A 13,359-nucleotide genomic window follows, 5' to 3' on the forward strand; every position below is an offset into this window, starting at 1 on the left:
TTTCTCAGCCAATTAAAGGCCCTCAGAAGGAATCTGAATAACATAAATGGTAATGATAACGCTTCCACTAGCTATTTCGGCAGAATCCTAACTACTTCCTTTATTGCACTTGATATCATTCTTCAGCATGTTACGATAATAAACGTTGTGAACAAAACACGCGCCAATCAAGGGATTCGGCGTCATGAAGCAACCATTTATTAAAAATTGAAACCTAAACATTACATTAAATGTTCTATTAAAAACAAAAAATGTGTTTTGAAAAACTGACATAAATAAGGAACGGGAGTGGATATGATTGTTAAAAAATAAGACGATTGCTTTTTTAGGTGCAGGTAACATGGCAGAGGCAATGATTTCAGGAACTGTACAAAGTGGTAAGATCCCGGCAGAACAAATTATTGTTTCCAATCGAAGCAATCAGGGCAGACTTCAGGAAATGAAAGCGAAATATGATATCACTGCTTTAACAAAGGATGATCTGCCCTTTGATGAAATAGATATCCTTATTCTTGCAATGAAGCCGAAAGATATTGACAAAGCATTAGATTCCATTAATCATCTCGTAAGAAATGATACGGTCATCATGTCTGTACTTGCAGGTATCACTACATCTCATATGGAAGATCAATTACCTGCCGGTCAGCCTGTCATCCGCGTCATGCCGAATACATCAAGTATGTTGAAGGAGTCTGCCACAGCAATCAGTGCAGGGCGGTTCACTTCAAGAGAAGATATGGAAAATGCAGAAGAATTATTATCAAGTATCGGCGAAGTATTCGTCATAGAGGAGAAGCAAATGGACATCTTCACAGGAATTGCAGGAAGCGGTCCAGCTTACTTCTATTATCTAATGGAACATATTGAAAAAACGGGTGCCGAAGCAGGACTGGATCCTTCACTGGCACGAAAGATCGGTGCTCAAACCATTTTCGGTGCAGCCAAGATGATGCTCGAACGGGAAGAGTCACCAACTCAACTAAGAGAAAATGTTACATCCCCTAATGGTACTACAGCTGCGGGACTTGATGCACTGGCACAGTTCGGTGGAGGTAAGGCTATCTCAGAAGCTGTCAAGGGAGCGGAAAAGCGATCAAAAGAAATCAGCTCTTCCTTACAGTCCAAACAATTAGTAACAAGCTAATTTAAACATCGAAACACTGACACCTCATTTAAAATAATACCAGCAAAACCAGAAATACAGGTCCGTCCCTGCATAAAGAGGGGCTTAGGGACGGACCTTTTTACTAGGAGTGATTGAATGTCCCAAGATAACCAGAAGAAACGTATCGTCATTAAGATTGGAAGTAGTTCATTGACAAGCTTACATGGAGAAATGAGCCGCAGAAAGCTTGAGCGCCTTGTTGATGAAGTTGTCCGTTTAAAGGACGACGGTCATGAAGTATTGTTGGTTTCATCAGGAGCAGTCGCTGCGGGGTACCGTAAGTTGGGATGTTTGACACGTCCAAGTTCGTTACCTGAGAAGCAAGCTGCAGCTGCAATCGGTCAAGGACTATTAATAGAAGCATATTCCGATCTGTTAATTTCAAACGGATACGTTGCTTCTCAAATTCTGATCACTCGTAGTGATTTCTCTGATGAAGATAGATATAACAATGCCAGAAATACGATCAATGTTCTACTTGAAAGAGGTATCATTCCTATTGTGAATGAAAATGATACCGTAACGATCGACCGTTTGAAGTTTGGAGATAATGATACATTATCTGCGAAAGTCGCAGCACTTGTTGATGCTGATCAACTTATCATTCTATCGGACATTGATGGATTATATGATTCAGATCCACGCAAAAATCCAGATGCTGAACTACTTGAGAGTGTGACTGAAATTACAGAAGATATTGAAGAGATGGCAGGAGAACCTGGCAGCGCCGTCGGTACTGGAGGCATGAGATCCAAGATTGATGCCTTTAAGATTACAATGGCTTCCGGCATCCCTGCATTCCTCGGTAAATCTGGGAACGCCAACGTCATCTATGATGCTGTTCAGCACACGGCGAAAGGAACCTATTTCGAATCGACGGAAGATTCCGTCAACCTTGACTCTAAAAAGCAATGGATTGCGTTCAATTCAGGACCAGAAGGTGAAATCACCATTGATGCTGACGCCAAAGACCGCATATTAGAACAGAAGGAAAGCTTGACCATTGAAGACATTTATACTGTAAAGGGACGGTTCGATAAAGGTGCCGTCGTGCGAATTCTCGATAATCGCCATGAGGAAGTCGGGCTTGGAATCGTCAACTATCGTTCAGGAAAGCTAAAGAACCCCGAAAATATTAAAGCAGATGAAATTGTTGTGGAAATAGATCAACTTGTCTGTCATGTAGAAGTGCCTATTCCAGTAGGGGTATAAATTATCGATACGGGACGAATCAAGAAACCCTGACAATCACGAATGCAAACGAAAAGCGTTGTTTTAAAATAAACAGGAGGTATTTGATGACTTTAACTGTAGAAAAAACCGATGTAAAAAAACAAGCGATACTGGCTAAAAAAGCTTCTAAAACACTTAGTATGCTCTCAACTGAGCAAAAAAATAAGGCACTTCATATCCTGGCCGACCATTTGGAGTCCAACTACGAATACATTCTAAAGCAAAACGAATTGGACCTTGAGAGAGGAAGGGAAAAAGGGTTTGAAGCTGCCTTTATGGATCGTCTGTCCCTTTCAAAAGAACGGATTGAAGACTTTGCAAACGGTCTTCGCCAAGTAGCCGACCTCGATGATCCAACAGGGAAAGTGGTTTCAGATTGGACTCTTGAAAATCAGCTGCAAGTGCAAAAAGTGACTGTGCCCCTTGGTGTCATCGGGATGATCTATGAAGCCCGCCCGAACGTGACGGTGGACGCTACTGGTCTTGCACTAAAATCCGGTAATGCCATCGTATTAAAGGGTGGCTCAAATGCCATCACGTCAAATAAAGCCATTGTGGACGTCATGCATGAGGCGTTGGAACAAACCGATATTCCAAGAGGTGCCGTTCAATTCATCAATACGACAGACCGCGGTGCAACCAGTGAATTATTCACAATGAAAGAACATATTGATGTATTAATTCCCCGTGGAGGCGGAGCCTTAATCAATGCGGTTGTCAACAATGCTACGGTTCCTGTTCTTGAGACGGGAGTAGGGAATTGTCACATTTATATTGACAGTGAAGCTGATGTCGAAAAGGCATTAAATATCATCATTAATGCGAAAACAGATCGTCCGGCAGTCTGTAACGCAGCGGAAACCGTCATCCTGCACGAAGAATGGTTCAATAAGAATAGAGATGCTTTTGTGGAAAAACTAAAAGAACATCATGTCTCTATTCACGGAGATGATAAAGTGGTAGAGGCAATTTCAGATGCAACGCTTGCAGGTGAAGAGGACTGGGCGAACGAATATTTAAGCTTGGATATTGCCGTTAAAATTGTGACTGCATTGGATGAAGCTGTTGAACATATTGAACAATATGGAACGAAGCATTCTGAAGCCATCGTCACTGAAAACAGTGAAACTGCGAAGAAATTCATGATGCTTGTGGATGCAGCAGCTCTGTACCATAATGCTTCCACTCGTTTCACAGATGGTGGAGCATTAGGATTCGGTGCCGAGATCGGAATTTCTACACAGAAACTTCATGCGAGAGGTCCAATGGGGCTGCCGGCTCTAACAACAGTAAAGTATATGATGCATGGAACAGGACAAATTCGATAATCAAACAGAAAAGACCGCATGAGGATTTCCTCATGCGGTTTTTTTAGTGTTGAACATTATTCATACTTAGCCCGATTCGTCTAGAAGGAATTCATGTAGCCCCCGTATCGTATGAACCTCTTTTTGATAGCAGATGTTCAGGAGCTTTTCGAAGATTTCTGCTGTCATGATGGCATCATTTAGAGCATGATGCCTGGTTCTGTCCTGAATATTGAATGTCTTCACTAATACATCCAAGTAGCAGTCATCTCTGTCAAGTAAGCTATTGGCAAGTGCAAATGAATCGACAAATTCGGGATCAAACGATGGTAGTTCCCACTTACTGATCCTTTTTTGAAGAAAATTAATGTCAAAGCTTGCAGGGTGAGCGACGAGAATCGTCCCCTTACTGAACTCTAAAAACCGCTCCAATCCTATCGGCAGGGTCACACCGTTTAAGAAATCTTTTCGTCTTAGCCCTGTGAATCGTTTCGTTTCTCGCGATACGGTCTGAAGGGGATCGATCACCTGGTAAAAAGTATGATCTTTCTGGATTTTCCCTTCTTCCACCTTAACAGCCCCTATGGAAATGATTTCATCTCCCACCTCAGGAAAGAAACCAGTGGTTTCAAGGTCAAATATGGTAAAGGTGCAATGAAATAAGTGCTTCTTCTGTAGCGTCGGCTTTTCTTCTTCAAATTGTTTAAGGGCACGTGACAGCTTATGATAGGATAGCTTTTCTTTTTCCTTCTTTACTTGATAACGAAAGAAAAATTGCTGCCATAAATAATACTTAAGTATACGATAGCCTACATTAATGCCTATATCATCCATTAAACCACCCGGTTCCTGTTAAAACTGATTTCCATTACCTGCTGGAGTCGATTGGCAATCTGGATAGATTCCTTTAATTTTTGACGGTCTTCTTTCGAAAGGGTCCGGACATCTATATCATTGCTCAATGGTTTTCCTTCACTAAGTTCCAAAAGATTCTGTTTTGTCCTTAAGGAAAGGAGGATGTGCATGGCTGTTTTTACATTTTCTGCATCTCTTGGGTGAAAGGCTTGTAATTTTTTTAATGACTGTACCCTTTTGATCGTATTGACTTCTTTAATACCATATTTGACAGAATGGATTCGAATCATATTCACAATTTGCAAAAGGCCGGACTTCTTAATGTTGAATAAATGATTTTTAGGCTTAAGATTGACACGTCCCAACGGTCCGACCGGAAGCTTGAATCTTAGGGCATCTTTTCGTAATAGTTGTTGCATATTAAGGGATCGTTTTGACTTTTCTGTCAGGTAATTTCGTATTTCCTCAGCAATGGAGTAGTCGCCGTAGATTGGACGGAAGTCATAAAACATCGTGATATTCTGGATTTCCTGTGCGTCCATTTCCTGAAGCCACTCATCGATTGCTTTTTTCCAATCTGTATAGGATCTTTTCCACTTTTGCTCCTTAGCCATAATTCCCCCCGTGCATTCAGGAAAACCACAAGCAGCAAGCTTTTGATTTAACTTCTCCGTAAACGCTTGAAAATAGTGATCTACCTTCTTTAAGTCAGATAAATGATTATAGTCATCAAGAATGATGCCATTGTCCTGATCGGTATGGAATCCCTGCTCACTCCGACCCTGGCTGCCCATCACGATGAAACAATAATTGATAGGAGCGGAACCATACCCTTCCTGCCTCATTTCTTTTTCACTCAATTGAATGATTTTCCGGTGAAGACGATCATTATAGTTTGAAATGACTTCACAGATATCAAAACCAAAACTGTCTTGAATCAATAAGTCTTGGATGAATTGTTGAAAGGTCTCACTCTTTACTGTAGCAAGTTCAACCAATTCATCATTTGTAACAGCCTTTTGAATCTTATATGAAAGATCAAGATAATTTGAATCCTGAATATTGAGGAAAGACGTACTGGTAAGCACACCAACGACGACATCATTGCGAATGATGGGGACAAAATCCACTTCCTCATGCTTGAAGTAGGAAAGGGCTTCATAAGCAAAGGATTCATCCCTGATCCAGAAAGGTTTTTCCTTCATCCAGTCCTTTATTTTATCAGAGACACCTGGATTAGTAATATATGAAAGAATTTCCCGCTGGGTAAGGATACCTTCCATTTTTTTATCTTGGTTCACCACTACCAAGCCGTATGTATCATGTTTTTTCATCGTTTGAGCAGCTTGAATTACGGTGGCATTCCCATCCATGAAAATAGGGCTATCCATCAGAGTATGTACCTTGGTCCTGAAAAGGTTGATGTTTTCATCGTCGGTTTCTGTGGCAGATTTAACTTTTATTTCATCGTAAAGAGTCTTCATTCGATTGCCGATGCTTTCAAAGATAATCTTTGAAAAATCGTTGTTTTTAGTCATAATGTCTAAAATCCGGTCTTTTTGAATACGGAAAACCGTGCAGTCTTCGATTGCCTGTACCGAAAAAGTCATCTGCCCACTCGTGAGCATGATCATGATTCCGATCAAGTCACCCGGGTAATAAAACCGGAGTGAGTATTGTTTCCCGCTTGACCTATGAAGCACATTCTTCGCAAGACCAGAGACGAGAAAGTATATATCAAGCTCTTCAACCGTTTCATCTTCATGAAATAGAAATTCACCTTTCTTGAAGGTCGTGTATGTGGAGCCGGTAATAATATAATTTAACTGTTCAAGAGACAGCACATCAAAGGGATAGTGATCCCGTATAATTTGTAGTAATTCCTGCTGGTTCACCCGAAAACCTCCCGTTCGATCTGATTCCATAGTACTTTATCATAGAATTCCTTATTTTGAAATGAAAAAACGAGTTCTATTCAAATATGAAAACATCTTAAAAATTTCTGGTACAAGGTGATAAAGGGCGGTGGGAGGATAGGCAGGGGGCAAATCATTTAATGATCCTTCACAATGAATTCAGAAGCACTTAATAAATCAGGAAATATATAATCAGCATCTGTAGGAGAAGGGATCTTGTTAAGCAAAATGGTCGTGCATCCTGCTTTCTTTCCGGCTTCTATGTCTACTTCACGATCACCGACCATATAGGATTTCCTAAGATCGAGGTCATATTTTTCAGCCAGTTTGAGTATCATCCCGGGTTCAGGCTTTCTGCATAGACATCCCGCGTTAGGTTTATGGGTACAACAGGAAACTTCCTGAATAAATCCATCCGCTTTTTCCAATTCATTTACCATATGAGCATGAATTAATTGTAGATCATCATGAGAAAGAAACCCTAGGCCAACGCCACCTTGATTGGTCACGACAAAAAGGAGGAAGCCTGAATCTGATAATAATTTCACGGCTTCCTGAACTCCTTCGAGGAAATAAAATTGCTCTGGAGTATTGACGAACTTCACTCTATCGGTTTTTACCTCATTGATAACACCATCACGGTCAAGAAAAATCGCTTTCTTCATCATTAATCCCCCTAGTTCGATAAAATTCATCAGGAAGTTTGTGTTCCCTGTCGGTTTTTGCGGTTTCCGAGGAAATAATAACAGAGTATTCTGTCATTTGTTTATATAACATTTCATTCATGCATTTCCTTATTATAAAATCAGAAGGTGATCCGGTGCTGACTCCGGATCACATCCTTTATAATTTGCGGATAAAAGCGACCTTTAGATAATCGCTTTGCTTGTATTGCCTCAGTGTTTTAAAATCCTCTGGAAGCGTATATTCTTCGAGGATTTCATATTTCCCATTTGTTTCTTTAAATGCTGTCTGGATAAAGCCTTTGAACTTCTTCATATTGAAGGTACTGCAGTTTGTGGAAGCCACGATGGTGCCGCCCTTTTCAGTGATGGCAATCGCTTCCTTCAATAAATTTTTATAGTCCTTTGCAGCACTGAATGTATGTTTCTTTGAACGTGCAAAGCTTGGTGGATCTAATATGACCAAATCGAAAGACAGTTCTTTTTTTATAGCATATTTGAAGTATTTAAAGACATCTTCAACAATGATATTCTGAGCTTCATAATCGATGTCATTGATGCTGAACTGTTCGATTGTTTTACTTAAGCTGCGATTTGCCAAGTCAACGCTTGTTGTTTCAATGGCGCCACCGAGAGCAGCGAAAACAGAAAAGGCACCGGTATAGGAGAATGTATTTAAAACCCTTTTACCTTCAGAGTACGCGTCACGTATTTTCTTTCGAACTTCCCTTTGATCAAGGAATACACCAACCATTGCTCCATCATTTAAATAGATCGCAAATTTCACACCATTTTCTTTAACGAGGAGTGGGAAAGTTGGGCGTGTTCCTTCAACGAAGTCATCCTCTTCAACGTATTTCCCTTCTTGTGCGAATCTTTTTTTCTGATACACACCTTTAAAATCTGTCAATTCCCTTAACGCTTCCATTACTTCTTCATGAAAAGAATAGGCTCCTTCTGAGTACCATTGAATGAGATAATATCCATCAAAGTAATCTATAGTCAAGCCACCGAAACCATCCCCTTCTCCATTAAATATTCTGAATGCAGTCGTATCCTCGCTATAGTAGAAGTGAAGACGTTGATTGATGGCAGCTTGAAGCTTCTTACATATGAAATCTTTATCGATGTCTTCATGTTCTTTCCAGGTTAAAAGCCAGCCGATTCCTTTATTCTGGATCCCGGCATAACCTTTCGCAATGAAATGATTGTTGTTGTCGACAAGTCTGATAATATCTCCATCTTGTAAATCCTGTATAGACGTTGTCACATTTTCTTTATTTAATAGGGGAAACCCTTTTTGGAACTGTGATATGTACTTAGGGTGTGATTTCACTATTATTTCTTTTGTCATTCAACTCATCCTAACCTATTGGTTTAGTCTTGTGTAGTATAGAACGTAAAGGTGATTTACGCAACTGCATAAGAAAATCCCCCTAAGGATGATTTCTTTCCTTAGAGGGAAGCAGTACTTGATTATTCACTCCATAAGTAATCTCCTACAAGCCGGTCGACTTTGACGGTCTCGTGTAAGCCACTATGGGAAATGGATGGATCATAAACAATTTGAGACTGGAAGGTGTTCTTCTCGAAAATAAATTCACTTCCTAATGCACTCTGTACATTTACTACGTCATCTCCAGACCCTGCTATGGAGAATACCTCGATATCTGAAGGGATCATATTTCGATTGATGAATAATTCCTTCAATGCTCGTGATTCAGGTTTTAAATCAATCACGGCAGCACCAGTATTGATTTGATCATATGAGTCCTTAGTGACACCCTGGAAAGGAGTTGCGATCGTAATGAATTTATGGGTCTTCGGAACAAACGGGCTATCGGTTGTATCTTCAAGATATTTCGTTGAAGCAAGTCCTCCCATTGAATGTGCAACAATATTGACGTTGGACACATTAAATTGATGATGCAGAAGTTTCAAGGCATTTTCCAGCCAAATCCCTTGTTTATCAAGTGAAGCCCGATTATTTTCAAAAATGACTTGAACAAGTGGTGGGGAAGTGGGGTTGTCAGGTATAGAACCTTTGTATCTGACACTCCCAGAATCGGACACCGTGATTTCCAACGTTTTTTGCCCCCAGCCGTGCTGATTTTCAAAACGGTCCAGCATTGTTCTGAATGAATTATATGTACCTTTATAACCGTGCACAAATACTGTAGGGTATCTTTCCTCTGCGGTTAACGGTTTTTCACGGGATTGTACATTTGTAGTACGAAAGATTGTATATAAAATGAGGAAGGCAATAATGAATAGCCCGCTCCAAAGAAAGGATCGTTTATATTTTACTGACAAGAAAATCGCTCCTTAAAATGTTATACTTCCATTGTAATGGATACGTGAAGTATTGAATATGTTAAAAAAGAAATTTATTTGTCATATTCTATGTAACTTTTTCCATTATTGGTACTGTGTTCTTTTATCGGCGAAATAATTGGAGAGGGAAGAGGATTCCATAAGAAAAAGGCTTAAATGTGCAACATTTAAGCCTTTAACGTTATTCTGCCATAGAAAGCAAATTTTAAACCCAGTCACCAGCTCTAAAGATTGGCTCGATTGTACCGTCTGCTTTTTCACCGTCAATATTCAATTGAGCAGATCCGATCATAAAATCAACATGAATCATACTTTCATTGTAGCCGATTTCCTTTAGTTGTTCAGCTGTCATGGACTTACCATCTTCGACACATACGGAAAGGGCTCTGCCAAGGGCTAAATGACAGGATGCATTTTCATCAAAAAGCGTATTATTAAAAATGATGTTTGTGTTTGAAATAGGGGAGTCATGAGGTACTAGCGCGACTTCGCCCAAGTATGATGCTCCTTCATCCGTTTCAAGAAGGTTCTTTAGGGTTTCATAGCCTTCTTCAGCTGAGTATTCAATCACTTTACCCTCCTTGAAGGTTAATGAAAAATCCTTTATAAGCGTACCGCTGTAATTAAGCGGCTTTGTGCTTGAAACTACACCGTTTACTCCATATCTGACTGGAATTGTAAACACTTCTTCCGTTGGGAGATTCGGCACAAACGGGATGCCTTTATCATTGGTGAATTGAGCACTGATCCATTTGGTTTGCGGGTGGAATTCGATGGTCAGATCTGTACCCGGACCTTTGTAATGAAGTTTATTATATTTTCCTTCATTTAGACGGTTTGCTTTTTTATTCAGGTTATGGATATGGGCCTCCCAGAGTTTCACGGTATTTTCTTGATCTGTTCTGGTTGTATAAAAGATATTTTCCCATAGTTTATTGAAAGCCTCTTCTTTTGGAAGTTCGGGGAAAACGGTCTGAGCCCATTCAGTTGTTGGGATGGCTGCGATTAACCAGCTTATTTTCCCCCCGCCGATATAAGCTGAAAAGTCTTTCATAGCCTCGGCTGAAGTCCTGTTCAACAAGGCAACCCGTGTAGGATCTGTATCTCTTAGGAGAGAAGGGTTCGGGGCTGCTAAGTTTAGTAAAGCGACATTGTTTTCTGCCATTTCGATATATCCTTTTGCCTTCCAATCAGGAAACGTTTTCAACCCTTTTTCAGAGGATTTCTCCAAGCGGATTTTTTTCAGCTCTTCATCATAGAAGTCGGTCAATACGTTGACGGCACCGGCTTCATACGCTTTCTCGGTAACCAGTCGAACAAACTCGTATGAGGTGATGGGTGCTGATATCAGCAGTTCCTGATCCTTTTGCAGGTTCAATCCGACCTGCACGATTAAATCTGCATATCTTTCTAAGTTTTTCTCAAATGAATGTTCCATTTGGTTATCCCCCTTAAATATGTATTCATCAATAACTATATCTCTTTTGTCAGAAAATTTCATTGAATAATATAGATTTTTAATCAAAAGCTAATGCTAGCTTTAAAAAGGATGTGAAGGAATGGATTTCAATCTTTTATGGCAGGCGGTCATTCTTGTTGTAGGAGGTACACTCTTATTAAGAATAGCAGGCAGGAAGTCGATTTCACAAATGAGTCTGGCTCAAGTAGTCATCATGATCGGAATCGGCTCTTTGCTCGTCCAGCCGATTGCAGGTGAAGGAGTTTGGTCTACATTAATGGTGGGGTTGGTTCTGGTTCTGTCTCTTGTTGTAATGGAGTATGCACAAATCAAAATTGATGGATTGGAAAAACTGATCACGGGAAGATCTAAACTCGTGATAAAGGATGGTGAACTGCAGAGGGATACGTTAAAAAAACTCAGATTAACCGTGGATCAGCTGGAAATGAAATTGCGACAAAATCAAATTCGTTCCATTTCAGACGTAGAAGAAGCCACTCTCGAACCCAGTGGACAATTGGGGTTTATCCTAAAACAAAATAAACAACCTGCAACGAAAGAAGAAATAAATTTATTGAAACAGGAAATACAGGCGCTTACCCTATTATTGAGGCCGACTCAAACCGGCTGCCAAGTATCGCGTACGCAATCCCAACCATTAAATGCCGCAAACGATTTGTTTGATGAAGTGAGCACAGGGTACCATTCCATAGAGCCACCTGAAGAATTGAAGTAGGGTACATAGAGGTGTCTCGGTTTAATGCACTTATACTTTAGCTAGAATATAGGACTGGCCCTATACAGATGCCAGCCCTTTTAAATCTTATAATTTACTTGAAAATGGTGGGAACTCTTCTTCATTAGAATTGACTACTACAACTCCGGCAAGGGCCATCGCCGTAAGGCTAATGATGATCACTAATTTTCTTAGTTCTTTCAATTGTCTTCACCTCCTATAAAGTCAACATTTCTTCATAAATGATATTAGCTTCATTTAGATGAAATGCAGCAAGCTTATATTTTCTGACCCCCTGGTAATACTGTCCGAAAAACGTAGAATACTCCGCGTATAATAAATGGGAACCATTCTTCTTGAAGAAGGGGAGAGCGTACTCTTTCATAAACATCTCGAATCCAGGAGGGAAATCATTTAATGCAAATTGATAATAAGAGAACTGATAGTATTTATCCGGGTACTTATCTTTGGAACAAAGTCCCAACCCTTTAGGCAACCATAAATGAACATTGGAAAATTGATTCATCTTATAATATTCTTTGACGAGTGAGAGAATAGAGTAGAGTTTCCCTTCTTCGTCGGATTCTTTTAATTCTATGCTTTTCAAGTAATGCTGGATTGCTTCGTCACTTTTTTTCATAAAAGATTTTAGGTACCCCAGGTTTTGCTCAACTTTTGAAAGTAAGGAGGTATATTGAATGGAGTGAGAAATGAAATTCGCCCATTCATAATGCTTTAAAGCTTCCTCACTATAGCGAATTCTCCGATAACAGATACCTAATAGGAGATGTACCTCGGCGCATCTTTTCTGATAATATACTCCCTGAAAAATGGAAAGCGATTTTTCCCCATAATAAATGGCTAAACGGTACATGTTCAAACGGGCCAGAACCAGACTGTACAAATAGTATAAATCTGCTCGTTCTTCTTCATTTACGACATTACCGAGCACATAAAAAGTTTCCGCCTCTTTTAATTCTCCTTGGGCTTTTTTGTACTCTTCCAAAAGGTAATAATAATTCCCTTTATATTTGTGGTAATAAAATCTCAAAGTATCCGTAAGTTCTTTATAATTAGATTGAACATGGACCATGTGTTTCAGAGCTTCTTCAAGGTTTCCTTTTATTAGTTGTACGCGGAAGCATAGGATTCTATAAAATAAATGCGTCATCAAGTCATCGGTCTCATCAAGATCTTTCATGATGAGTCTTTGAGTGGAATCGGCTTTAGCGGTATTGTTCCATAGTAATTCGTGGTTCCATTTTTCGAGAAGATTGTTCAAATGATTCGGACGGTCTAGCAGATTATTCACACCCAACCGCTCACAAAGCAAGTTGATGATGTCATTTGACGGGGTCACTTGATTATTTTCCAGTTTGGAAAGGTAAGATATGGAAATGATTCCTTTTGCTAAATCTTCTTGGGTTAACTTCCTTTTATGTCTGTGAAAACGGATTTTTGAACCGATCGTCATTTGAGTCTTCTCCTCTAACTAGACATTAGACACTGTGTTATGGAACAGATTATTAAAATAGTAACATAAAAAAAGGATAAAAGTTTTGAATATTCCTATAATTATAATTTTTTGTAGGTAATTGGTATGGTGTTATGTTCATGGTGATGGTCAAATCGAGACCATCGCCAATCCATTCCCTTTGGTATAATGAATGT

General features: G+C 39.7%; 11 protein-coding genes. 4 read left to right on the forward strand and 7 right to left on the reverse strand.

What is annotated here, in order from left to right; all coding sequences use genetic code 11:
- The first annotated feature begins 298 nt into the window (after positions 1 to 298).
- The 3 genes from proC to KYJ26_RS21360 all read left to right on the forward strand — a co-directional run bounded on the left by proC (position 299) and on the right by KYJ26_RS21360 (position 3,726).
- Positions 299 to 1,144: a pyrroline-5-carboxylate reductase gene (gene proC, locus KYJ26_RS21350; RefSeq protein WP_219169838.1), complete on the forward strand. Its 846-nt coding sequence runs from the start codon at positions 299 to 301 to the stop codon at positions 1,142 to 1,144.
- Positions 1,145 to 1,261: 117 nt separating this feature from the next.
- Positions 1,262 to 2,377: a glutamate 5-kinase gene (gene proB / locus KYJ26_RS21355; RefSeq protein WP_219169840.1), complete on the forward strand. Its 1,116-nt coding sequence runs from the start codon at positions 1,262 to 1,264 to the stop codon at positions 2,375 to 2,377.
- An 86-nt stretch (positions 2,378 to 2,463) separates the two neighbouring features.
- Complete coding sequence (locus KYJ26_RS21360; RefSeq protein WP_219169842.1) at positions 2,464 to 3,726, forward strand: glutamate-5-semialdehyde dehydrogenase; 1,263 nt, start codon at positions 2,464 to 2,466, stop codon at positions 3,724 to 3,726.
- 66 nt (positions 3,727 to 3,792) lie between these two features.
- On the opposite strand, the gene KYJ26_RS21365 is transcribed toward KYJ26_RS21360, so the two are convergent.
- The 6 genes from KYJ26_RS21365 to KYJ26_RS21390 form a co-directional block, all read right to left on the reverse strand.
- Positions 3,793 to 4,539: a 3'-5' exonuclease gene (locus KYJ26_RS21365; protein ID WP_219169844.1), complete on the reverse strand. Its 747-nt coding sequence runs from the start codon at positions 4,537 to 4,539 to the stop codon at positions 3,793 to 3,795.
- On the reverse strand, positions 4,539 to 6,455 hold the full coding sequence (locus KYJ26_RS21370) for a DUF294 nucleotidyltransferase-like domain-containing protein (protein ID WP_219169846.1): 1,917 nt from the start codon (positions 6,453 to 6,455) through the stop codon (positions 4,539 to 4,541). Before KYJ26_RS21370 ends, KYJ26_RS21365 begins: the two co-directional genes overlap by 1 nt.
- A 158-nt stretch (positions 6,456 to 6,613) precedes the next feature.
- Positions 6,614 to 7,141 carry a D-glycero-alpha-D-manno-heptose-1,7-bisphosphate 7-phosphatase gene (locus KYJ26_RS21375; RefSeq protein WP_219169848.1) on the reverse strand — a complete coding sequence of 176 codons (528 nt, stop codon included), beginning with the start codon at positions 7,139 to 7,141 and terminating at the stop codon, positions 6,614 to 6,616.
- A gap of 178 nt (positions 7,142 to 7,319) precedes the next feature.
- Positions 7,320 to 8,513 (reverse strand): class I SAM-dependent rRNA methyltransferase, encoded by a 1,194-nt coding sequence (locus KYJ26_RS21380; RefSeq protein ID WP_219169850.1) that lies wholly within the window; start codon positions 8,511 to 8,513, stop codon positions 7,320 to 7,322.
- A 122-nt stretch (positions 8,514 to 8,635) separates the two neighbouring features.
- Positions 8,636 to 9,472 carry an alpha/beta hydrolase gene (locus KYJ26_RS21385; protein WP_219169852.1) on the reverse strand — a complete coding sequence of 279 codons (837 nt, stop codon included), beginning with the start codon at positions 9,470 to 9,472 and terminating at the stop codon, positions 8,636 to 8,638.
- Between the two features lie 226 nt (positions 9,473 to 9,698).
- Positions 9,699 to 10,931, reverse strand: a complete 1,233-nt coding sequence (locus tag KYJ26_RS21390; protein WP_219169854.1) for an aminopeptidase — start codon at positions 10,929 to 10,931, stop codon at positions 9,699 to 9,701.
- Positions 10,932 to 11,052: 121 nt separating this feature from the next.
- Between KYJ26_RS21390 and KYJ26_RS21395 the strand changes: the two genes are divergently transcribed.
- Positions 11,053 to 11,688, forward strand: coding sequence for a DUF421 domain-containing protein (locus tag KYJ26_RS21395; protein ID WP_219169856.1), 636 nt, complete (start codon positions 11,053 to 11,055; stop codon positions 11,686 to 11,688).
- Between the two features lie 217 nt (positions 11,689 to 11,905).
- Here KYJ26_RS21395 and KYJ26_RS21400 read toward each other — a convergent pair whose 3' ends face one another.
- The gene (locus KYJ26_RS21400) at positions 11,906 to 13,162 is read right to left on the reverse strand and encodes a helix-turn-helix domain-containing protein (RefSeq protein WP_219169858.1); all 1,257 of its coding nucleotides are present in this window, start codon (positions 13,160 to 13,162) and stop codon (positions 11,906 to 11,908) included.
- Positions 13,163 to 13,359 lie beyond the last annotated feature (197 nt).

The organism is Rossellomorea orangium, assembly GCF_019334305.1.
Taxonomy (GTDB): Bacteria; Bacillota; Bacilli; order Bacillales; family Bacillaceae_B; genus Rossellomorea.

What these genes read in the sequence shown, in the direction of transcription:
- KYJ26_RS21400 (WP_219169858.1), bottom strand. Translation starts at nt 13,162, where the DNA reads ATGACGATCGGTTCAAAAATCCGTTTTCACAGACATAAAAGGAAGTTA.
- KYJ26_RS21375 (WP_219169848.1), bottom strand. Translation starts at nt 7,141, where the DNA reads ATGAAGAAAGCGATTTTTCTTGACCGTGATGGTGTTATCAATGAGGTA.
- proB (WP_219169840.1), top strand. Translation starts at nt 1,262, where the DNA reads ATGTCCCAAGATAACCAGAAGAAACGTATCGTCATTAAGATTGGAAGT.
- KYJ26_RS21395 (WP_219169856.1), top strand. Translation starts at nt 11,053, where the DNA reads ATGGATTTCAATCTTTTATGGCAGGCGGTCATTCTTGTTGTAGGAGGT.
- KYJ26_RS21380 (WP_219169850.1), bottom strand. Translation starts at nt 8,513, where the DNA reads ATGACAAAAGAAATAATAGTGAAATCACACCCTAAGTACATATCACAG.
- KYJ26_RS21390 (WP_219169854.1), bottom strand. Translation starts at nt 10,931, where the DNA reads ATGGAACATTCATTTGAGAAAAACTTAGAAAGATATGCAGATTTAATC.
- KYJ26_RS21365 (WP_219169844.1), bottom strand. Translation starts at nt 4,539, where the DNA reads ATGGATGATATAGGCATTAATGTAGGCTATCGTATACTTAAGTATTAT.
- KYJ26_RS21360 (WP_219169842.1), top strand. Translation starts at nt 2,464, where the DNA reads ATGACTTTAACTGTAGAAAAAACCGATGTAAAAAAACAAGCGATACTG.